The organism is Chloroflexota bacterium, assembly GCA_015478725.1.
Classification (GTDB): domain Bacteria; phylum Chloroflexota; class Limnocylindria; order Limnocylindrales; family CSP1-4; genus C-114.
The window spans coordinates 96,611-118,240 of the sequence record JADMIG010000004.1; the positions used below are offsets into that span (position 1 = coordinate 96,611).

The window sequence follows — 21,630 nt, forward strand, 5'->3', positions numbered from 1 at the left end:
GTCTTTCCTTTGATCGCGCCCCGATGATCGGCGTCATTGGGCCGGCCGACTCCGTCGAGCTGGCGCTGACGATCGCGCGGGAGGAGGGTCTCGGCGACGCCGTCGTCGGCCGCTCGTACGAGTCGCTCGACGAGTCGCCCGCGCTCGCCCGAGAGCTCGACCAGGTCTGCCAGGTCATCCTCTTCACGGGTCGAGCGCCGTTCGTGATCGGCACGCACGCCGGACCGCTCCGCGCGACGCTCCAGTTCGTGCCGCACGCCGGGGCGGACCTCTACCGCACGCTCGTCCTCGTGCTCCGGGAGTTCGATGGCGTCCTCCCCCGCCTCGGCATCGACACGATCGAGGAGCCGATCGTGAACGAGGTGTACGACGACCTCGGGCTCGAGCCGCCGGCTCGGGTCATCCCGCTCGACGCGGAGGCTGACGAGCCGGCGATCAGGAGCGCGGCGGATCTCTTCGACTCGCACCGCGCCCTGTACGAAGCGGGCGAGGTCGATCTGTGCCTGACGTGCGTTGGCTCGGTCCATCGCCAGCTGATCGCGGCCGGCGTGCCCGCCGAGCGGATCACGCACACGCGCTCGGCGATGCGCGAGGCGCTCAGGCAGGCGAGCCTCGCGGCGAGGCTTGCGCTCACCGAGACAACGCAACCGGCCGTCGTGCTCGTCGCCGTCCCGGGTCTCCGGACAGGGACCGAGGACGGCGGGCCGTATGAGATCCAGCGTCGGCGACTCCGCGTCCACGAGGCACTTCTGGACGTCGCCGAGCGCCTGCAGGGTCGACTTGCGGATCTCGACGATGAGCGCTTCATCGTCTACACGAGCCGCGGCGCGATCGAGGAGGCGATCTCCCGCCTCATGGACGGCCACGACGGACCGCTCCGGGCGGAGCGCTTCCCCCCCGAGGCGCGAATCGGCGTGGGACTCGGCGCGACCGTCGCGGCGGCCGAGGAAAATGCCCAGCGGGCGCTCGTCATGGGCGAGCGCCACGGGGACCTGCACGTCGCGTTCCCCGGCGGGGAAGTCATCGGCGCGAGCACCGACCGTCACTCGGCCCGGTACCGGCTGCGCGAGACCGGCGGGACCTCGGTCCGGCTCGCCCGCGAGCTCGGCCTCGGGCCGCTGGCCCTTGCCCGCCTGACCCGAGCGCTTCGCCAGGTCGATCCGACGGCCGTCACCGCATCGGAGCTCGCGCGCGCCTACGGCATCGAGCCTCGATCGGCCCGTCGGCTCATCACCTCCCTCCTGCGAGCGGGGGTCGCGACGAAGCTCGGGCGCCAGGGCGGCGCGCGAGCGGGACGTCCGCAGACCGTGTATCGGATCGACATCGCGCGACTCATCGGGTCGGACGAACCGCCGTGACCGACGACGGATCCGGGGCGCCGCCTGCTCGTGGCCGATCGATCGCGTTCGGGCACGTCGGGCTCCATGTGAGCGATCTCGATCGGTCGCGCGCGTTCTACGGCGGGATCATCGGCCTCGCCGAGGTCGAGCGGTTCATCCGCACGGACGCCTATCTGCGTCACGTGACCGGCTATCCGGACGTGACGCTCGACATCGCCCTCTTCGTCGAGCCGGCGTCGGGCGTGCTCCTCGAGCTCCTCGAGTACCAGGGAGTCGAGCGGCGCCCGGTGGACCCCGCGACGGCCAACCCCGGGACTGGCCACGTCTGTTTCGAGGTGGACGACGTGGACGCGATCCACGCACGCGCGATCGGCGGAGGGTACGGGGCCGTGAACGAGCCAGTGACCCCGACGAGCGGCCGCTGGATCGGCGGTCGGAGCGTCTATCTCGTCGATCCCGATGGCATCCGGGTCGAGCTGGTGCAGCGGGCGCGGCTGGCGCCCGGCAGCACGGGCGCCCCGGCGTCGGCCCCGGCCGGCGAACCCGGGCCGGCCGTCGAGAGCGAGGCGGTCTATCTCGTCGAGGCCGACTTCGCCCCCGGTGCTGCGGACCGCCGCGTTCCGTACCGCGCGGCTCATCTGCTGCGGATCGCGCAGCTGAAGCGGGCGGGGGCGATCATCGAGGCCGGCGCCTACCTCGATTCACTGAGCGCCTCGGTGATGCTCATCCGGGCCGCCTCCCCGGAGGACGCGCGGCGGATCGCGGAGGCCGACATCTACGTGGCGACAGGCGTCTGGCGCGAGATCCGCGTTAGGCCGTTCGGGCGCGTCGTCGGGCGCGCTACGGGAGCGTAGCGATGGCACGAGTAGCCTGGACGGCGCGGCTGCGAGCCGACAGGATCGACGACTACGTCCGCGAGCACGCCAACGTCTGGCCGGAGGTCCTCGCGGCGATCACGGCCGCAGGGATCCGGAACTACTCGATCTATCGCTTCGGCAACCGAGTCTTTGCCTACTACGAGTGCGACGACCCGGACGAGGCAGCCGCCCTCGAGGCCGCGGCCGAGGCGACGCAGCGCTGGCGGAAGCGGATGCTCGAGTTCTGGGAGCCGGAGGTCGCGACCGAGGGCGTCGTCTTCCTCCCGGAGATCTTCCGCCTCGACTGAGCCCGCCTCACGAGGGCCGGCGGTTCACCTCCACGGTGTGGCCCATCCGCCGGAGCAGCGCGCGCGAGCCCTCGGTGATCTGCGCGAGCAGGGCGTCCTCGTCGAGACCCGGGAATTCCCCGCGGTCGAGGATGACGCGGCCGTCGATGATGACCGTGCTCAGGGACTTCGAGCCCGCCGAGTACATGAGGTTCCGGACGAGGTCGGTGATCGGCAGCAGTTCCGGCCGGCGGAGCGTGTGGATCACGATGTCGGCGCGCTTGCCGGCCTCAAGCGAGCCGATCTGAGCCTCCAGGCCGACCGCTTGTGCCCCGCCACGGGTCGCCATCGAGAGGACATCCTCGGCCAGGAGGTAGGTGCGGTCCTGGTGCGCCTCCCGGGCCGTGAGGAGCGCCAGGTTGGCTTGGCGAAACAGGTCGAAGTCATTCGACCAGTTCGCCGAGTCCGATCCGAGGGCCACGTTCACACCCCGGCGCCAGAGTTCCGCGTGGCGCCCGTGGATCGTCCCCCCGTGCCCCCACATCATCGAGCCAGCTGGGGCCCAGGCAAGGTTGGCTCCGCTCCCGACCAGCACGTCGCACTCGGCGTCCGTGAGGTAGTTGGCGTGCGAGAGCGTGAGGTTGCGGTCAAGGATCCCGATCTCCGCGAAATGCAGGAGCGGATCCTTCCCGTAGCGCACCCGGTCGGCCTCCGTGTCGGCGGGACTATAGGCGTGGTGCATGTTCAGGACCACTCCCGCCGCGTCCGCCTGCCGCTTCGCCTCGAGGAGGAGCTCCTCGCTCGCTGTTCCGAGTCCGAGCAGCGCGACGTGGCCGGTGACGAGCGCGTCGGGATCGGCGTTGCGACGCAGCTCGTGGCCCAGATGTGCGAGCGCCTCATCGAGGTTTCGGGGCGCTCGGTCGATGGCGCCCTTGACCCGAACCGGCCCCTGGTCGGGCGTCTCCTTACCCTGCGCGAGGCCAGCGGGCCGGTCCCAGATGAACGGGTCCCCCAGGAGGGCACGGATGCCGACTTCCCGGGCCGCGCGGGCAGCAGCGTCGGGCTCCAGGACGGTCCCGGCTTCCATGAAGCAGGTCGTGCCGTTGCGGACCATCTCGAGCGAGGCGAGCAGGACCCCGAGGTACTCCTCCTCATCGTTCACCGTGTTGTAGAAGACGCGCTCGATCGCGTCGAAGACCTCGTCCTCGGGGATGTGGTCCGGAATGACGCCGCGATAGGTCTGGAACGAGGCGTGCATGTGGGTCTCCACCAAGCCCGGATGGACCGGGGCGCCGCCCGCGTCGATCGTCCGCGCCGGCGCGTACCGCGCTGCGAGCTCCCCGTCCTTCCCGACCTCCACGATCCGTCGGCCGACGACGGCGATCGCGCCATCGGGGACGATGCGGCGCGTGGCGTCCAGCGTCAGGACGTGGCCATGGCGGATCAGGAGATCGACCGATCGAGGATTCACGCCCCTACCTCCTTGCCCATGTCCGCGAACTCGTCGACGATCCGCTCATAGAGGTCCACGGCGCGCTCGACCTCGCGGAGATCGACCCACTCGTCGGCGCTGTGCGCCTGGTCGATGGATCCCGGGCCCAGCACGACGCACGGGATCCCGCCGATCCCCGCCAGGTTTGCCGCGTCGGTCCCGAACGGCACGCCGCGGGCCCGCTCCGGACGGCCGAGGACCTCGCCCGCCGCCCGTTCGGTGGCCCGCACGAGCGGGTGATCCGACCGCATGTCAAGACCCAGCTGTGCGGCCGTCGGCTCTTCCCGCACGATGTCGTCGCCGTTGGCCCGGAGCGTGTCGAGTAGCGCATCGATCTCGCGCAGCGCCGCACCGGGGTCCTCGCCTGGGGCCAACCGACGGTCGACCTCGATCTCGCACCAATCGGGCACCAGGTTCACGGCACTCCCGCCATGGATCACCGCGGGGGTCACGAGCGCCGGTCCACTGAGCGGATGCACCCGAGCCGCAAGGCGCGGTCCGAGGTCGTTCTCGATCGCGAGCACCACGCGAGCCGCTGCCGCGATTGCGTTGACCCCGAGGTTCGCGCGCGACGTATGTGCCGCTCGACCGCGGGCCACGATCCGGAAGCGCACGAGCCCGTTGTGGGTCCGGGCCGGCCCAAGCGATGTCGGCTCCCCGACGATCGCCCCATGCACTGATGGCAGCTGCGCGAGGAGGGCACGCGACCCGCCCATGAGCGCCTCCTCGTCGGCGACTCCCGCGAACACCACCGCCGGCCGGCGCGCCCGGTCCGCAAGCCGAGCCATCGTCGCGACCATCGCAGCGACCGATCCCTTGGCGTCACAGGCGCCGCGTCCGTGCAGCCGACCGTCCGTGCGTCGCACGAGGATCGGCTCCCTCGGCTGGGGCACGGTGTCCAGGTGGCCCTCCAGCAGCAGGCGCGGGCCCGGGGACGCCTCATCGAACCAGGCGACGACGTTCGGGCGCCCGGGAGCGACTTCGTGCACCCTCACGGTGCAGCCGAGGTCCGCCAGCACCGAGGCGACTCGCTCCGCTACCTCGGCCTCGCCCGGTCCGCCGAACGTCGTATTGACGGAGTCGATCGAGACGAGCATCTCGAGCAGCCCGATGACATCCATCGCTCAGGCCCGGATCGGGTCCGCCCCATGGCGGCCCGCCTGATCGAGGCGGAACAGGCGGATCGCTGTCCCGCCGAGGATCTGCTGCCGGTCCGCATCGTCGAGGAACGGGAGCTTGGCGACGAGGTCTCGCTGCGCCCGATACGGGGCCGACTCGGTCGAGAGGGGCCAGTCCGACGCCCAGAGCGTCCGCGACGAACCGAACGCTGCGACCACTCCCTCGGCCCATGACCAGGTGTCCGAATACGGGTACCCAGCCCGGCTCATCGCGTAGAACCCGGAGAGCTTGACGTGCAGGCCCGGCAGTGTGGCGAGTTCCCGGACGACGGCGAGCCCCGCGAGGTCGTCGGCCCGCTCCGGCAGCCCGAGGTGGTCGAGGACGTGCCTAAGTCCGGAGCGCAGTCCACCGGCGAAGGCGATCGGCTCGGTGCTCGCCAGCGGGACTGTCCACTGAACGACAAGGTCGAGGTCGACGGCGGCGTCGATCACGTCCGCCAGCGGACCGCGCTCGGCCGCGAACTCCCCGGCGAGCGACCTCGGAGCGATGCGGACGCCCAGCGCTCCGGCCTCCGCGCAGCGGCGGAGCTCCGTCACGGCCTCGGTCCGCCACGGGTCGATCGCGACGACGGCCGCCTGGCGATCGCGGGACCGCACTGCGGCGCGGAGCACGAAGTCGTTGTCCTCGTGGACGCTCGCGGGGAGGACGATGGCGACGTCGACGTCGGCCGCCGTCGTCGCGCGCCGAAGATCTTCAGGCTCGGCGGCGAGCGGCGACGGGCTGCGCTGGCTCGGATGGACGATCCCATGCGGCCAGATGTGGGCGTGCGCGTCGACGCACAGCGCCGCTCGTTCGGCGCTCGGCGCTCCCCCCGGCTCGTCGGACGCGCCGGTCACATCGACCGCCGCCCGGCGACCCGGTTACGTTCCACTGGCTGACCCATGCGTCGGAGCATCGCCTTGGCGGCCTCGTCGATCCGCGCGAGTAAGCGTGGCTCGTCGAGCCCGGCGAAGATGCCGTCTTCGAGGATCACCCTACCGTCAACGATCACCGTCCTGATCGACTTCGAGCGACTCGAGTAGATCAGGTTGCGGACGAGGTCGAGCGCCGGGATCATCTCGGGACGGTCGAGGGTATGGATAACCAGGTCCGCACGCTTGCCGACCTCGAGCGAGCCGATCCTGTCGTCGAGACCCACGGCGCGCGCGCCGCCGCGCGTCGCCATCCAGAGGACATCCTCGGCCAGGAGGTAGGTGCGGTCCTGATGGACATCCCGCGCCGTGAGGAGCGCCAGGTTGGCCTGGCGAAACAGGTCGAAGTCATTCGACCAGTTCGCCGAGTCCGATCCGAGGGCCACGTTCACACCCCGGCGCCAGAGTTCCGCGTGGCGCCCGTGGATCGTCCCCCCGTGCCCCCACATCATCGAGCCAGCTGGGGCCCAGGCAAGGTTGGCTCCGCTCCCGACCAGCACGTCGCACTCGGCGTCCGTGAGGTAGTTGGCGTGCGAGAGCGTGAGGTTGCGGTCAAGGATCCCGATCTCCGCGAAATGCAGGAGCGGATCCTTCCCGTAGCGCACCCGGTCGGCCTCCGTGTCGGCGGGACTATAGGCGTGGTGCATGTTCAGGACCACTCCCGCCGCGTCCGCCTGCCGCTTCGCCTCGACGATCAATGCCCCCGTCGCCGTCCCGAGGCCCAACAGTGCGATGTGGCCCCGGACGAGTGCGTCCGGGTCGGCGTTCCGACGCAGCTCCTGGCCCATCCGCTGGAGAGCCTCGTCGAGGTTCCGGGGCGCTCGGTCGATGAGCCCCGGGGCGATGTCGTCAGGGGAGCCGGGGATCCGGTTTCCTTGGGCGATCCCCAGTGGATCGTCCTGCAGGCACGCGTCGCTGATCAGGGCCCTGATGCCGACAAGCTCTGCGGCCTCGGCGGCCGCGGACGGCTCGAGGACGGTGCCCGCTTCCATGAAGCAGGTCGTCCCGTTGCGGATCATCTCCAGGCAGGACAGGACGACGCCCAGGTACTCCTCCTCGTCGGTAACCTGGTTGTAGAAGACGCGGTCGATCGCGCTCGGGTCGAACAGGTCGTCCTCGACGACGTGGTCCGCCATGAACCCGCGCATCGTCTGGTAGGACGCGTGCAGGTGGGTCTCGATGAGCCCGGGATGGACCGGTGCGCCGCGCGCGTCGATCGTCCGGACCGCGTGGTAACGCTCCGCGACGATCCGATCGTCATCGATCGCGACCAATCGTCGCCCCGTGATGGCAAGCGCACCGTCCGGGATGATCCGGCCCGAGTCGTCCATCGTGATCACATGGGCATGCCGGATGAGGAGGTCAGCCGTCTGCAACTCCATCGCGTTCTCCTCGAGATCCGAGCCGCGTGTCATGCGTCGTCGGGGGCGGGCAGAGACAGGGCCTCGTCGGCCGTGTCAGCCCACGTGGTCGACGCCGCAGTAGACCAGCTGAGCGAGACCGAGTCGCCGGTCGCGAGGCCCTCTGTTTCCGCGTCGCGCAGGTCGGCCCACACGACCGATCCGTCCGTCGTCGCGGTTCCGATGCGGACGCGGCTTCCCAGATAGACGATCTCGGCGATCGTGCCCCGGAGACCGGCATCCATCCCCGCCCGTTCGGCACCAGCGAGGAGTCGGATCGACTCCGGTCTGACCGACAGTGTCGCCGAGGCACCGCCTGTGATGGGATCCGGGGCGTGCGCCGGGACGATCGTGCCGTCCGAAAGAGCGATCGTGATGGATGGGCCATCAACCGTCGCGACCGTGCCGCGGAACAGGTTGGTCTCGCCGATGAAGTCGGATGCGAACACCGAGGTCGGTCGCGAGTAGATCTCGCGGGGCGTGCCCTCCTGGAGGATCCGGCCTTCGTTCATTACCGCGATGCGGTCGGACATCGCCAGGGCTTCGGTCTGGTCGTGAGTGACGTACAGGAACGTCGCGCCGAGCTTGCGTTGGATCGCGCGGAGCTCGAGCTGCATGTGCTGACGCAGCTTGAGGTCGAGCGCCGACAGCGGCTCGTCCAGCAGGAGCACGGTCGGCTCCGGTGCCAGGGCGCGTGCCAGCGCGGCCCGCTGGATCTGTCCGCCGCTCAGCTCTGTCGGGCCGCGTTGACCGAGGCCGGTCAGGCGGACCAGGTCGAGCATCTCCTCGACGCGCGCCGCGATCCGAACCTTCGACCACTTCCTCAGGCGGAGGCTGTAGGCGATGTTGTCGAAGACGTTCATGTGCGGGAACAACGCCCCGCGCTGGAAGACGATGTTCGTTGGCCGCCGCTCGGGCGGCACCGACGACACGTCGGTGCCGTGGATCAGCACCTGGCCCACCGTCTGCTGCTCGAAGCCCGAGACGATCCGCAACAGCGTGGTCTTGCCGCAGCCGCTCGGCCCGAGGAGCGACACGAACTCGCCTTCGCTGACCGTCAGGTCGATCCGATGCAGGGCGACGTGGTCACCGAAGCGCTTGCCAACGCCGACGATCTCGACTGCCGGGCGGGTCACAGGAGCCTCCGATTCACGCGGCTCGACAGGACGGTGAGCACGACGAGGGATGCAAGGACCACCGTCGCGAGGGCATTGATCGTTGGGCTGATCCCTCGCCGGAGCAACCCCCAGATCAGGACCGGCAGGGTCATGTCGTTGCCGATGTTGAACCAGGTCACGACGAACTCATCGAGCGACTGGGCCATGGCGAGGAGCACCGCGCCGATCACCGAAGCCCGGATGAGCGGCAGCGTGATGTCGATGAACGTGCGCCACGGCGAAGCGCCGAGGTCGCGGGCAGCCTCGAGCGTCGTGAAGTCGAACGTCTCGAGGCGCGCATTCATGGTCAGGACCACGAACGGAAGCGCGATCACGATGTGGCCGATCGCGGCGTTCCGCAGCCCTTGCGTTACCCCAAGGGCGTTGAACAGGACGGCGAGCGCGATCCCGAGCACGAGACCGGGAACGACTGCGGGCACCAGGCTCGCCGTGAGCAGCGCTCCGCGGGCCCGCCGCTGCAGTCGGACGAGACCGAACGAGAATGCGACGCCGAGGGCGCCGGCGACGATCCCGGTCACCACGGCAAGCACCAGCGTGTGGGTGAGCGCATCGGGAAACAACGGGTCGCTAAACGCGATCGCGTACCAGTTGAGCGTGAAGCCTTCGATCGGGAGGCTGAGCCTCGGCGAGGTCGTGAAGGAGAAGAGGACCGTGACTGCGACCGGCGCAAAGAGATAGACGAGCACGACGACGAGGAACAGACGGGCCAGGAGGTGGCTCGGCAGGAAACGACGCCGGCGCGCGGGTGCTGCGCCGGTCGCGAACGAGTCGATCATCGCGTCGCGAGCCTGACGAGGCGGATGAGCCCGAGGTACACGGCGATCACGATCCCCATGACGAGGAAGGCGAGCGCTGATCCGAGCGGCCAGTTGTAGCCGAGACCCTTGAACTGGTCGGCGATGATGTTCCCGACCATGATCCCCTGGCTCCCCCCGATCAGCTGGGGCACGACGAAGTCGCCGGCGGCGAGGATGAACGACAGGGCGAAGGCCACGCTCAGTCCCGGGAGCACCATGGGCACAAGAATGGTCCGATGCAGCCGGAAGCCTGAGGAGCCGAGGTCTCGGGCGACCTCCACATGCTCCTTGGAAACGTTGGACATCGCGGAGAAGACCGGGAGGAGGGCGAGGGGGATCAGCAGCTCGACGAGCGTGATGATCACCGCCCAACTGCTGAAGATCAGGAACGTGAGTGGCTCCTTGACTACGCCCAGCTGGATGAGGATGGCGTTGAGGAGCCCGTCCCTGCCGAGGATCGTCCGCCACGCGTAGATCCGCACGAGATAGCCACTGAACATCGAGACGAGCACGAGGTTCAGCAGGAACTGCGCTCGTCGGCTGAACACGAAGAGCATGAGGTAGGAGAGGACGTAGGCGATCGGCACGACCACGGACGCCGTGGCGATCCCGACGAGCAGTGTCCTGACCAGAACGGCCGCATACGACGCCGTCGTGACCCCGGTGAGGTAGTTCGACAGGGTGACGTCTGGGACGACGTTGAATCCCTGTTGCTGGAACAGGCTGTAGGCGAAGAGAATCAGAATGGGTGCGACGAAGAACGCCAGGTAGAACGCCGCCGCGGGCCCGAGCAGCCGCCGCGACGCCGTCCTTCGTCGAACCCCTGGGCGGCGCGCGACCGCTAACGAAGTCACCGACCGCTGCGCCGTGGCTGCAGCCTACGCGAGCTTGTAGTCCTGCCAGGCCTTCTGCCACTTCACGACGCCGACCACGTCGCCCTCATCGTTCTGTGGGGGCGAGACCACCTGCGTGGCCAGGATCCCGCCCGGCTGGGCGACGAGGTCGTAGTGGTAAAGGGCCTTCGTCGCGGCGTCCATCTGGTCGACGGCCTTGGCGATCGTCGCCCCGGACCCGAGCGCGATGGCGATCGCGCTGTTGTTCTCGGGCGCCATCATGAAGTTCATGAAGGCGTATGCGTTATCGACGTTCGGAGCGCCGACCGCGATCGCGTAGGCGTCCGACCAGTAGTAGGTCCCGTCGGTCGCGGGGCTGGCGGTCACAAGCGTGACCCCCTTCTGCTTGGCGAGAACGACCTGGTACGCCCATCCGCCGATCCCCATCGAGGCGTCGCCGCGGATCAGGACGTCGGCCTGATCGCCGAGCGTGGCGCTGAAGGTGACGACGTTCGGCTTGATGGTCTTCATCGCCGTCATCGTCTGATCGAGCTGGGCCTGAGTCAGGCGGTTCGGTTGGGGCATTCCCAGCGACTGCGCGAACAACCAGGTATTGGCGATCGGATCGTCGACGAGGACGAGCTCACCCTTGTACTTCGCGGCGGCGAAGTCGGTGTACTTCGCCGGAACGCCGTTCCACTTCTTCGGGTTGTAGATGCACGGTTCGTCGCCCCAGATGAGGGGGATCCCGTACATCTGGCCGTTCTTGGTGAGCCACGCTGCCTGCTGGAACGCCGGGAAGAGGCCCGCGGCGTTCGGGATCCGGCTGAGGTCGAGCGGCTGGAAGAGCTCGACGCCGGCGGCCAGGATGGCGCGCTGGAAGTCCTTGTTGTCCGAGATGATGTCCATCTGCCCCTTGCCGCCGGTGTTGAACTTGGTGAGCGGCTCGAAGGCATCGGCGATGAAGGTAGGGTTCATCTTTATGTTGTTCTGCTGGAAGAACGACTTCGCGACGTCCTTGGCGTCCTCTCCGTCATATCCGATGAAGTTCAGGGCTCCGCCAAGCTTCACGCTCGCGGCAGCCGTCGGGGCCGCAGCCGATGCGGCAGCAGCCGTCGGGGCTACGGTCGCCGGGGCTACGCTCGCCGACGATGCGGCCTGATTGCACGCGGCAAGGAAGGCTGAGACGCCCCCGAGGAGCGCCACGCCGCCGAGACCACCCGCCCCGCGCATAAAGGTTCGTCGGGTCAGCAGCTGCCTCCGGAGCTTCGCAGCCAACAGGTCTTCGACGGGGTCGCCCATGACGCACTCCTCCGCTCTATCAGTTGCCCCGCACTGGTCAGGTCGGGGGGATCCTGGCTGGCCAGTTCCGGTCACAATCGTAGCAGAACCAATCGTAACATCATTGGATACGCTAGAGTCAACGCCGGGCGTCTGCGCTGGCAGCGATGTCCCGCATGCTCCGTCTCGCACCACAGGAGGGAATTCGTCCGTGACGCCGCCTGATCGCAGGTTGGCCCGCAGCGCCGCAGGCGATGCACGCGCGGTCGGCGCCCCAGCGCACGGTCATCGGCGCCCGTCGGGTCGGCGGAAGCTCGCGACTCTCGTGCGCGAGCGACTCCTCGCGGACATCCTGTCGGGTCGATGGCGACCCGGCGACCGGCTGCCCACGGAGCCGGAGCTGACGGCCCTGTTCGGGGTGAGTCGAACGCCGATCCGTGAAGCCATGCAGTCGCTGAGCCTGCTTGGCGTCGTCGACATCGCGCCGCGGCGCGGCGCCATCGTCAAGGCGCTGCCGCTCGAATCTGTCGTCGACATGGCGATCCTCTCGGGCGCCATGGCCCCCGAGCGGTCGGTCGGCGACTTCTTCGACTTTAGGTTCGAGACCGAGAGCGCGACCGCGCGGCTCGCCGCCATCAACGCGACGCCCGAACAGGTCGCGGCGATCCGGGTCGTGCTGCGGGAGAACGAGGCGGCGGTCCGCGGCGGCGACCGAGAACTCGCGCGGTCGGTCGACGTCCGCTTCCACGCGGCGATCGCCGAGGCCTCGGGCAACGTGGTCTTCGAGGCGCTCGCCCACGCCCTTAATGGACTGCTCGTCGATCTCCGCCGGGTCACCGGCGGGATCCCCGGCGCCTCGGAGGCCTCCTACGCCGAGCACGTCGAGATCCTCGCGGCGATTACGGCCCAAGACGGTACCGCGGCACAGCGGGCCTCAGAAGCCCACATCCGTAAGACGCGGGCCCGGTTCGAGGCCGCGAGGCCCTCTGGCCGGCTGTCCTCGCGATAGCCTGGCGGACGGAGGGACCGACGGACCACGCTCGGGTCGCCCCGCGGTCAGCGGGTCGCGGTGAATCGCCCCGGTGGACGACGCACCGGGGCGTCGTCGAGCAGGCTCGCTCCGAGCCCCGGCCGCTCGGTCAGGCGCAGGACGCCGCGGTCGATCTCAGGCGGGTAGTCCACGAGCTCCGCGAACATCGCGAGATCCGCCTCCGAGCCCACCGTCTCGAGGACCAGGGCGTTCGGAATGGCTGCCATCAGATGGGATGACGCGAGCGTCGCGATCGGGCCGTTCGGATTGTGGGGGGCATAAGGGACGAAGTACGACTCGGCCAGCGCTGCGATCTTCTTGGCGCCCGTGAGGCCGCCACAGTTGACGACGTCGCACTGGAGGACGCCGAGGCTCCCGGCCTCGAGGAAGGGACGCACGTCCCAGAGGCTCACCAGACGCTCCCCGGCCGCGATCGGGATCGAGCTGCGCGCACTGAGGCGGGCGTATTCCGTGGCCGACTCGGGTGGCAGCGGTTCCTCGAGGAACAGCAGGCGGTAGGGCACGAGCGCTTCGACGAGGCGGACCGCGTTCGGCAAGTTGAGCCGCCCGTGGCAGTCGAGCATCAACTCGAACTCCCATCCGACCTCTTCCCGGGCGGCTGCGAACCAGCCAGCGATCTTCTCGATGACGCTCGTCGGCAGATACTCGGTCTCCTTCAGCGATGGGTCGAGGGAGCCCGGTGTGCCGAAGTAGCCGCTCTCGGTGATCGTCGGATCGGACTTTTCCCCATAGAAGAGCGGGAGCCCGGTCTTGGCGCCGCGGTAGCCCCGGTCGGCGAGTCGACGAAGGCCGGCGGCGAACTCGTCCGGCGTCGATCCGCACGCGACGTGGGCATATGTGAGGATCGAGTCACGGGTCGGTCCGCCGAGCATCTGGTAGATCGGGGCGTTGTAGTACTGGCCCTTGAGGTCCCACAAAGCGATGTCCACCGCGCTGCGACCGGCCGCGTGGAGCGGCCCACCGACCCAGAACGTGTCGCGGTAGAGCTTCTCGAAGTGGTCCTCGGTCGCCAGCGCGTCCTTCCCCACCAGGTACTCGCCAATCTCGATCAGGTTCGCTCTGACCGAACCGTCACGACGCTTCAGCACCGTCTCGCCCGTCCCGGTGAGGCCGCGGTCCGTGTCGATCCTCACGTAGACCGCGTTGGCGCGGCCCATGCTCACGACATCCACCCTCACCCCCGTGATTCGCATCGCACCCTCCGAGCGGTCACAGCGCCGGGACGCCTCGACGAAGTGGTCGTTGTCATGGCACCAATCCGATCGGGTGAAGCAGCTCCCGGACCACGCGCACCTGGTCGGTCGAGAGGTCGTGGACGGGCGACCGCGACGCTCCACCCTCGAGGCCTCGGAGGTGCAGGATCGCCCGGTAGATCGGGAGATCGCCGGCCGGCCCGACCTGCTGGCGGGTGTAGAGCAGCTTGATCGGGAGGATCCTCCTCCAGGCCGCCCGGGCACCGTCGAGGTCGCCGACGCACATCGCCCGGCGCATCGCGACGGCGTCCGGCGTGGCGACGTTCAGGATCCCGCTGATCCATCCGTCCGCCCCGCCGGCGAGCGCCTCGAGCGGGGCCATGAAGCTGCCGTAGAAGACCCTGAACTCGGGCGGCAGTTCGGCCCGCAGCTCGTGCACCTCATGGACGGTCGGAAAGGTGCTCTTGACGGCCTGGAGGAGCCCCGCGGCGAAGAGCGCATGGATCCGCGGGACCTCTAGCGCGGGTGCCGCCGAGTTGGCCGGATTGTTGTAGAGCATGACCGGGATCGGGGAGGCACGGCCTACCGCAGCGAAGTGGTCCATGACCTCCGGCTCCGTCGGACGGAGGAAGTACGGCAGGATGACGATCGCCCCGTCGGCACCGATCGCGGCCGCTCGCCGCGTGACGGAGACCGTCTGGGCGGTCGACGCATAGCCGGTGCCCGCGATGACCGGCACGCGGCCGCCCGCCGCGGCGACGGCGATCTCGATGACCCGAACGCGCTCGACATCGTCGAGCAGGATGAACTCGCCACTCGTGCCCCCGACCACCAGGCCCGTCGCACCCTCGTTGACGAGCCGGTCGATGTGTGTCGCCATCGCCGTGTCGTCGATCCGACCCGACCGGTCGAAGATCGTCAGGACCGCGGGGAAGATCCCTTGCCAGTCGACTTGGCGTTGCACGTCCGGCTCCAGATGGGTGGCTCACCTTCCCGGCGCCGATGCGCTCATATGCCTGTGGGCTCGGCGGTCCGTTGCCAATCATCATATCATTGCGCCGCGGGCCAGCTCCGGCCAAGTCCGGCAGGGTCTGCTCGCGGTGAGGGAGTCGCGTGGCGCGCATCGGTTGGATCGGGACCGGCGTGATGGGAGGCCGGATGGTTTGGCACGTGATGGCTGGGGTCCATCCGGTTGTCGTCCACGATCGCAACCCGACCGCCATCCGCGAGCGTGGCTTGACGACGATCGGCGCGGGCATCGCCGACTCGGCGCCCGCTCGGTACACCTGGCCGCGGATGACAGACGGCGACATAGCGCGGGGCTTCGGGGTGGAGCTCATGATCACGGACCTCGGAATGGCGCTCGAGGCCGCACACGAGGTGGGGGCCGCACTCCCCGGCATCGCCCTAGTCAAGGAGCTCTACCATCTCGTGCCTGCGGCCGGCCATGGGGGGACGGGATCACAAGCGCTCGTCATCGGCCTCGATCGGACAGGGCCCTGCGCGGGGGAGGGGCCGCGTCGTCGGAGCGGAGTTGACCCACAACGGGTGCAGGAGCAAGGGAAGGGGAGCGGGTGGACACGAGTTCAAGCCTGCAGCTGACCGGGCGGTACTGGCGCGCCTTCCCACCGGCGGATCCGCTCGGTCCGGCTGAGGAGCCCCTCAGCCTCCCGGTCGACGAGACGGTGTTCCTCCTCATCGACGTCTACGGCAAGCGCTACGATGACCCGGTCACCCTGCCTGACGGCATGCCAGACTTCTATCGACCGGGCCTTGTCGATCCGTTCCGGGAGATCGTCCGCCACCGCATCGTGCCGGCGAAGGCGGCCGCGAAGCGAGCGGGTATCCGAGTCGTCTACACGACCAACTACCTCTCGCCCGGTCTCTCCGAGGCGAACGAGTGGCGCCGGATGTCGGTTCGGACATGCGGCGTCGATGTCCTCGAGGCGTGGCGTCCTCCGACCCCGATCCTCGAGCACGCGTCGGTCATCGCGCCGGGGCCCCACGAACCGGTCATCCTCAAGCAGCAGTACTCGGGCTTCTTCGAGACGAACCTCGACTCGGTCCTCCGAGGCTACGGCGCCAAGTCGCTCGTCGCCGTGGGGTTCGACAGCCGGATCTGCCTGGCGGCGACCCTCACGGACGCCCTCTTCCGCGACTACCGCGTCGTGGCGCTCCGAGATGCGATCGGGACCGTCGAGTACCCCGAGACGGCGCACGAAGGCTGGGCGTCATTCATGGCGGTCCGGTTCATCGAGTCGAACATCGGCTACACGGCGACGACCGATGACTTCATCGCCGCGTGCGACGCGATCGCCGACGGTCGAGCTGCATCGGGGGCGCCGCGGAGAGGTCGTCCTAAGGGATGAGCGGCGTGCGTTCCGGACCCGGCGTGGCGCTCCTCGGCTACGGCGCGATCGCGGAGCTCCATGCGCCTGCGCTCGCCGCTGCGGGCGCGAAGTTGCGGGTCGTTGCGGGCCCGGACCGTAGCCAATTGGAGTCGTTTGCCTCTCGCCTCGGCGTCGAAGAGATGACGGTCGACGCGGAGGCCGCGATCGCTGCAGACGGCGTTGATGTTGTGGTTGTCGCATCGCCGAGCCCGCTGCATGTCGCGCAGGCTCGGTCTGCGCTCCGTGCCGGGCGGCAGGTGCTCGTCGAGGTCCCGCTCGCCATGTCGCTCGGCGACGGCGAGGAGTTGGTGGGTCTGGCCGCCTCACGTGGGCTCCTGCTGGGCGTCTGCCACACGCTGCGGTTCTGGGAGCCCCTCATGCGCGCCCGGGCGGCGACCGCCGCAACACCTGACTCCCCGGCACTGGTCGTTGCTCGCTGCCTGCAGCGGCGGCACGAGAACGTGGGCTGGACCGGTCGCGCGCGCAGCTGGACGGACGACCTGCTCTGGCATCACGGCGGGCACGTCATCGATCTCGTACTGACCCTCCTCGATTCGCCGGTTGCTGAGGTTCGGGCGGTCGCGGGTCGCTCGCTCGACCGCTCGGGCGCGCCGATGGACTACGCGATCTCCATCCGCACCCTGGTGGGAGGCATCGGATCGATCGCGCTCTCGTACGACTCCCTCGTCGATGCCGCGGACTACACCATCGTCTACCCGGAGGAGACGCTCGTGATCGACGGCGCGCGGGTCCGCACATCCGGTGGCCTCCTGTACGACGGCGACTCGCGGGAAGCGGAGGCCCAGGCGATCGCAGCGCAGGATGCGGCCTTCCTGGCGGCGGTCCGCGGCGGTCCGACGTTTGCGGCTGAGGCGTCGACGCTCCTGCCAACACTTCGCGTCCAGGAGGCGGTCGCCCGGTTGGCGGCCGAGATGCGCTGATGCGCCTCGGGGTCGTCATCCCGCAGGGCTGGGTCGGTGAGTTCCACGGCACAACGCCCGGCAACGCTTGGGCGCGGGTCCTGGAGGTCGCGGAGCGGGCCGAGCGGCTCGGGTTCGATTCCCTGTGGACCTTCGACCATTTCCAGACGTTCTCACAGCCATCCGACGAGCTGACCTTCGAGTCGTTCGTCGCCCTGTCCGCACTGGCGTCCGTCACAAGCCGTGTGCGTCTCGGCCACCTCGTTCTCTCCGCGGGGTTCCGCAACCCGGCCCTCGTGGCGAAGATGATCGCCACCCTCGACGTCGCCAGCAGTGGCCGAGCGGAGCTCGGGATCGGCGCCGGGTGGAAGGAAGATGAGTGGCGGGCGTACGGGTACGAGTTTCCGCCGCTCGCCGAGCGCCTCGAGGTGCTCGGCGATCAGCTCGAGGTGGTGACCCGGATGCTCGGACCTGGTCGCGCCACGTATCACGGGGCACATGCCGGGGTTGTGGACGCTATCAACCTCCCGAAGGGCATCCAGGAACCTCGGGTGCCGGTCATGGTGGGCGGGAACGGCCCGAAGGTCACCTGGCGCTTGGCGGCGCGTTACGCCGATGAGCTGAACCTTGACTCACTGACCCCCGACGAGGTCGCCGGCGCTCTGCCCGTGATCCGCGCACGATGTGAGGAGATCGGTCGAGACCCCGGGTCACTTCGCGTGAGCGTCCATGCATGGTGGGAGTACGTTCCGGAAGCTGGACCCGCACGCGCAGAGATGCTCGCCCGCTATGCCGCGCTCGGCCTGTCACGCGCGATGCTTCTCGTCCCCGGCTCGGCGACCGACCCTGACGCATTGGATGCGCTCGCACGCGACGCGGGCGACGCCGGACTCCAACTCGAACCAGGGGATCCATAGGTCCTCCGGACCGCGCCGTGTGAGATTACGCGTGTCAAGTCCGTCGACGGGTGCTGGCAGACGTGCGCAGCCAAGCGAACGGACGCCAGGGACCCCGTCGAGTCGTGTCCCTAATGATGTGGCGCCCGTGGGGTCAGAAACCCGGATTCGATCGCGGAGCGACGCCGTGGCACTTGTGCATGGGCCCACCGAGTAGGTTCCGCCGGCGAACAGCGCGCCCGGTGACCGGGCCCTCGCCGTCCGCCATCGGTGTCCCGAGGGCGAGCCCGCGATGGGACAGCCCCCGGTTCAGGATCACCTGTTGCTATCTGGCCACATCCGAGTGATGTATGTGTGGACACCACTCGATGAGGAGCCCGCCGCCATGCCGCCACCGACCCTCGCGCTCGAGCCCGCGCCGTACGGTCGACCGGCTGGCGAGCCCGCCGCACCCTCGCGCTTGGGGCGCACGCGGTCGGCGATGCGCGACCGACTCCGCGTCGCTCTTGGCCCCGGTGCCCCCGGCCCGCCCGGGACGAGAGGCGGCCTCACGGTCGGGCGCTTCCTCGAGACCTGGCTGACCGACGTCGTCCGTCTCGGAGTGCGGCCCCGGACGTATGCCTCGTACCGCTACATCGTCCGCCTCCATCTCGCGCCGGGCCTCGGGGCCCTCCCGCTCTCCACGCTCTCACCCGCCGATGTTCAGGCCTTCCTCAACGCGAAGGCGGCGTCGGGCCTCTCGCCGCGGACGGTCGGCTATCTCCGCGGCGTCCTCCGCGGGGCCCTCGGCCACGCCGAACGGACCGATCTCGTCAACCGCAACGTCGCCCGCCTCGCACGGCCGCCGCGCATCCCCCGCCGGCAGGTATCGCCCCTCACGGTCGAGCAGGCACGGACCTTCCTCGGAGCGATCGTCACTGACCGACTGCGGGCGCTCTATCTCGTCGCTCTCGGGGTCGGCCTCCGCCAGGGCGAGATCCTCGGCCTGCGCTGGCGTGACCTCGACCTCGCCGCCGGCACCCTCACCGTCCGCCACGCCCTCGCCCGGATCGACGGCCGGCTCGTCCTCGTCGAGCCGAAGTCCGCCACGAGTCGGCGGGTCGTGCCACTGCCGGCACTCGTCCGCGACGCCCTCGTCGCCCATCGAGCCCGCCAGATGGAGGAGCCAGGGCCGCTCCGCCCGGAGTCAGCGGACGAGTTCGCGGACCTCGTGTTCACGACGACGCTCGGTACGCCGCTCGACGGGATCACCGTCACCCGCCGCTTCCAGCGCATCCTCGCCGCGGCCGATCTGCCGAAGCAGCGGTTCCATGACCTGCGCCATGCCTGCGCCTCGCTCCTGCTCGCCCAGGGCGTGCCGGCGCGGGTCGTCATGGAGACGCTCGGGCATTCCGAGATCAGCCTCACCCTCAACACGTACAGTCACGTCCTGCCCTCGCTCGGCCGCGAGGCCGCCGATCGGATGGACGCGGTGCTCAGTGGGGTGCGCGGGTAGGGCGGGACGGCGAGTCCGGCGATCGTACCCCGCGTGACCGACGATGGCCCGCACGCCGGCGGGCCTCAGGCGAAGCTGAAATCGACCCGCCCGAGGTCGGTCGCATAGACGAGGGCGTCGACGAGGTCGTCGTGCTCGGCGTTGGGAAAGCCGACCAACTCGGCCTCGAGTTCGGCGAGTCCGGGCGCACCGCGGAGGTGGACGACCTTGCCGCCCTCGTAGCGCGCGGCAAGGGCCCGCGCGCGGGTGACCTTGTCAGCGTCGGGCCTGATCGACCGGGCCGGGAGCAGCGTCCGAGCGAGGAGCTCGCCGACGAACGTGCTCTGGTAGGCGACCGCCTCGATGTTGACCGACTCGAGTGGCCGGGGTCGATCGAGGGCGACCGCACCACCGATGAGGTGCGGCGGCAGGAGCCGCTCCGGCCAGAGGAGGCGGGGGCCATCGGAGCGCACCGGCGCGCCGGCCTCGTCGAATCCAGTGAGCCACGCCCGATGGCCCTCATCGAGACGAGCCCGCCAGGCGCCGACGACATAGAGGGTGTGGTCGTCGTCCTCGAGGAGCTCGACCGCCGCGGTGTAGTCGGCCCGCTCAGCGGCCGACGCGGCGAGGTCGACCCCGACCCGATGGGCACCCGCCGGGGCCGTGTCGGTGGAGCGGAACCACTCGCGTTTGACGATGTTGCCGCCCATGCCGGCCGGATCGTTCTGGTACTGCAGATCGAAGATCGCGGAGCCGAGCTCCTCGCGCTTGGCCGCGAGGCGCCGCGCCGGCCAGTACGTCGGCCACAATGCCTGTCCATCGGGGGTGAGCGCCGGGCGGAGGAGGAGCGGCCAGCCCTTCGCGGTGAGTTCAGCATACAGATCGTCCTCATGCCAGCGAGTGCCCAAGACGATGATCTGGCCCGTCGGCGTGAGCATCGGCTCGATGACCGCCCAGAACCGCTCGGCGGTCTTGCGCCGCTGCGCGGCGGTCGTACATTCGGCGGGACCGATGAGATCATCGGCGAGGAGGAGATCGAACCGTGGACCGGGGCGCAGGCCATGGAGCGAGCCCGCGGCGACGGTGGCGTCCTTCTCGGCGTAGTCCTCGGCACCGCGGACGGTCCAGGTGGCCTCGGTCCACTTGGCCGATGCGACACCGCACCGGGCCCACGGAAAGACCTCGGCGAACCGGGGGCTCTCGACGAGCGCGCGGACCGCCCGCGAGCGCTTCACGGCGTCGGTCTCCGATGCGGTGGCGATCCCGATCTTGAGCCTGCCGGCAGATGCCCCGATGCGGCGCGCGAGATGGTGGATCGCCCCGGTCGTCTTGGCATGGCCGCGCGGCAGGAGGACGACCGCTCGGGGATGGCGGGCGGCGAACCGATACGCCTCGCGGAGGTGCTCGGGGAAGCGCAGGTCGGACACGTACTCGGCGAACGCGCCGTCGTCGGCGGCTGCGAGATCGCGGAGGAACGTGCGGTACGTCATGCGGGTGTGATCTCGCCATCGACGAGGACCGGCGCCGCAGCCTCGGCGGCAAGCCGTTCCGCCCATTCCCGGGCGAGCCGGGCCCCTTCCGCCGGTGAGAGGTCGTCGAGCGGGTGCGGCGGGGCGACCGTGGACGCTCCAGCGGCAGCGGCTGCCTGCATCTGGCTGCGGCCATACGACGCCGACCGGCGCCGCTCGAGCAACCAGGCGGACGCGCGCCAGTCGTCGGCCGCCGCCTGGGCGATCTGCGCCACGGAGCGGACCTCGAAGTCGGCCTCGGCCTGCTCGACCCGGGCACGGAGGCGCGCGTCCCCCGCGAGCCAGCGATAGAGGGTCGTGCGGTCGATGCCCGCGTGACCGGCGGCGCCCTCGCGGGTGCTGCCGGCGCGCAGGGCGCTCAGGAGCGCCTCGATCCGCGTCTCGGTGGCCTTCGAGCGACGGCCCATCAGCGCCGTCCGACTCGTTCGCCCGCCGGGGTGGGGCGGCGCGCGATGGCGTCCTCCGCGTCTCCGAACGAGGCCTGCTCGACAGCGCTGCGTCGCTCGAGGAGCTCGGCCGCGAAGACGGCGGCGCCGTCAGAGCAGCGCTCGTTCCGGTCGCTGCCTGGCCGGACTGCGGCGTTACAACGCTCGTCGGTCGGCGCTTGTGGAGTCATGTTGTT

The 21,630-nt window shown here is 69.7% G+C and carries 21 protein-coding genes; 9 read left to right on the forward strand and 12 right to left on the reverse strand.

The features are described 5' to 3' along the window. Window positions 1–23 precede the first annotated feature (23 nt). Genes IVW53_05265 through IVW53_05275 form a run of 3 tightly spaced genes read left to right on the forward strand, consistent with a single transcriptional unit; the run spans window position 24 to window position 2,505 of the window. Window positions 24–1,358: a hypothetical protein gene (locus IVW53_05265; GenBank protein MBF6604975.1), complete on the forward strand. Its 1,335-nt coding sequence runs from the start codon at window positions 24–26 to the stop codon at window positions 1,356–1,358. Beyond that, window positions 1,355–2,194, forward strand: coding sequence for a VOC family protein (locus tag IVW53_05270; protein MBF6604976.1), 840 nt, complete (start codon window positions 1,355–1,357; stop codon window positions 2,192–2,194). Before IVW53_05265 ends, IVW53_05270 begins: the two co-directional genes overlap by 4 nt. A gap of 2 nt (window positions 2,195–2,196) precedes the next feature. Continuing rightward, window positions 2,197–2,505, forward strand: a complete 309-nt coding sequence (locus tag IVW53_05275; protein ID MBF6604977.1) for an L-rhamnose mutarotase — start codon at window positions 2,197–2,199, stop codon at window positions 2,503–2,505. Between the two features lie 7 nt (window positions 2,506–2,512). On the opposite strand, the gene IVW53_05280 is transcribed toward IVW53_05275, so the two are convergent. From IVW53_05280 to IVW53_05315, 8 genes are read right to left on the reverse strand one after another with little or no spacing between them, the layout of a single operon-like run. Then, a complete protein-coding gene (locus tag IVW53_05280; protein MBF6604978.1) occupies window positions 2,513–3,955 on the reverse strand; it encodes an amidohydrolase family protein in 1,443 nt (480 codons plus the stop codon). Further along, the gene (locus IVW53_05285; GenBank protein MBF6604979.1) at window positions 3,952–5,097 is read right to left on the reverse strand and encodes a M20/M25/M40 family metallo-hydrolase; all 1,146 of its coding nucleotides are present in this window, start codon (window positions 5,095–5,097) and stop codon (window positions 3,952–3,954) included. Before IVW53_05285 ends, IVW53_05280 begins: the two co-directional genes overlap by 4 nt. Before the next feature lie 3 nt (window positions 5,098–5,100). Next, the gene (locus tag IVW53_05290; protein MBF6604980.1) at window positions 5,101–5,991 is read right to left on the reverse strand and encodes an amidohydrolase family protein; all 891 of its coding nucleotides are present in this window, start codon (window positions 5,989–5,991) and stop codon (window positions 5,101–5,103) included. Then, window positions 5,988–7,448, reverse strand: coding sequence for an amidohydrolase family protein (locus IVW53_05295; protein MBF6604981.1), 1,461 nt, complete (start codon window positions 7,446–7,448; stop codon window positions 5,988–5,990). The genes IVW53_05290 and IVW53_05295 overlap by 4 nt, the downstream gene beginning before the upstream one ends. Before the next feature lie 29 nt (window positions 7,449–7,477). Then, a complete protein-coding gene (locus IVW53_05300) occupies window positions 7,478–8,602 on the reverse strand; it encodes an ABC transporter ATP-binding protein (GenBank protein ID MBF6604982.1) in 1,125 nt (374 codons plus the stop codon). Then, complete coding sequence (locus IVW53_05305; protein MBF6604983.1) at window positions 8,599–9,420, reverse strand: ABC transporter permease; 822 nt, start codon at window positions 9,418–9,420, stop codon at window positions 8,599–8,601. The genes IVW53_05300 and IVW53_05305 overlap by 4 nt, the downstream gene beginning before the upstream one ends. Then, entirely contained in the window at window positions 9,417–10,295 is an 879-nt protein-coding gene (locus IVW53_05310) for an ABC transporter permease (GenBank protein ID MBF6604984.1), read from the reverse strand. Before IVW53_05310 ends, IVW53_05305 begins: the two co-directional genes overlap by 4 nt. A gap of 24 nt (window positions 10,296–10,319) precedes the next feature. After that, complete coding sequence (locus tag IVW53_05315) at window positions 10,320–11,576, reverse strand: extracellular solute-binding protein (protein ID MBF6604985.1); 1,257 nt, start codon at window positions 11,574–11,576, stop codon at window positions 10,320–10,322. Between the two features lie 304 nt (window positions 11,577–11,880). Here IVW53_05315 and IVW53_05320 point away from each other — a divergent pair, with 304 nt between their 5' ends. After that, entirely contained in the window at window positions 11,881–12,564 is a 684-nt protein-coding gene (locus tag IVW53_05320; GenBank protein ID MBF6604986.1) for a FadR family transcriptional regulator, read from the forward strand. A gap of 47 nt (window positions 12,565–12,611) precedes the next feature. Here IVW53_05320 and IVW53_05325 read toward each other — a convergent pair whose 3' ends face one another. Both IVW53_05325 and IVW53_05330 read right to left on the reverse strand, forming a co-directional pair. Next, entirely contained in the window at window positions 12,612–13,769 is a 1,158-nt protein-coding gene (locus tag IVW53_05325) for a mandelate racemase/muconate lactonizing enzyme family protein (GenBank protein ID MBF6604987.1), read from the reverse strand. An 82-nt stretch (window positions 13,770–13,851) separates the two neighbouring features. After that, window positions 13,852–14,763 carry a dihydrodipicolinate synthase family protein gene (locus IVW53_05330; GenBank protein MBF6604988.1) on the reverse strand — a complete coding sequence of 304 codons (912 nt, stop codon included), beginning with the start codon at window positions 14,761–14,763 and terminating at the stop codon, window positions 13,852–13,854. A 182-nt stretch (window positions 14,764–14,945) separates the two neighbouring features. Here IVW53_05330 and IVW53_05335 point away from each other — a divergent pair, with 182 nt between their 5' ends. The 5 genes from IVW53_05335 (at window position 14,946) to IVW53_05355 (ending at window position 19,500) form a co-directional block, all read left to right on the forward strand. Beyond that, window positions 14,946–15,401 (forward strand): NAD-binding protein, encoded by a 456-nt coding sequence (locus tag IVW53_05335; GenBank protein ID MBF6604989.1) that lies wholly within the window; start codon window positions 14,946–14,948, stop codon window positions 15,399–15,401. Then, window positions 15,374–16,168, forward strand: coding sequence for an isochorismatase family protein (locus IVW53_05340; protein MBF6604990.1), 795 nt, complete (start codon window positions 15,374–15,376; stop codon window positions 16,166–16,168). The genes IVW53_05335 and IVW53_05340 overlap by 28 nt, the downstream gene beginning before the upstream one ends. A 5-nt stretch (window positions 16,169–16,173) precedes the next feature. Next, the gene (locus IVW53_05345; GenBank protein ID MBF6604991.1) at window positions 16,174–17,130 is read left to right on the forward strand and encodes a Gfo/Idh/MocA family oxidoreductase; all 957 of its coding nucleotides are present in this window, start codon (window positions 16,174–16,176) and stop codon (window positions 17,128–17,130) included. Next, window positions 17,130–18,026: a TIGR03560 family F420-dependent LLM class oxidoreductase gene (locus tag IVW53_05350; GenBank protein ID MBF6604992.1), complete on the forward strand. Its 897-nt coding sequence runs from the start codon at window positions 17,130–17,132 to the stop codon at window positions 18,024–18,026. Before IVW53_05345 ends, IVW53_05350 begins: the two co-directional genes overlap by 1 nt. Before the next feature lie 364 nt (window positions 18,027–18,390). Then, window positions 18,391–19,500 (forward strand): site-specific integrase, encoded by a 1,110-nt coding sequence (locus tag IVW53_05355; GenBank protein ID MBF6604993.1) that lies wholly within the window; start codon window positions 18,391–18,393, stop codon window positions 19,498–19,500. Between the two features lie 65 nt (window positions 19,501–19,565). Here IVW53_05355 and IVW53_05360 read toward each other — a convergent pair whose 3' ends face one another. Further along, window positions 19,566–20,969 carry a hypothetical protein gene (locus tag IVW53_05360; protein MBF6604994.1) on the reverse strand — a complete coding sequence of 468 codons (1,404 nt, stop codon included), beginning with the start codon at window positions 20,967–20,969 and terminating at the stop codon, window positions 19,566–19,568. After that, window positions 20,966–21,415, reverse strand: coding sequence for a hypothetical protein (locus IVW53_05365; protein ID MBF6604995.1), 450 nt, complete (start codon window positions 21,413–21,415; stop codon window positions 20,966–20,968). The genes IVW53_05360 and IVW53_05365 overlap by 4 nt, the downstream gene beginning before the upstream one ends. Window positions 21,416–21,630 lie beyond the last annotated feature (215 nt).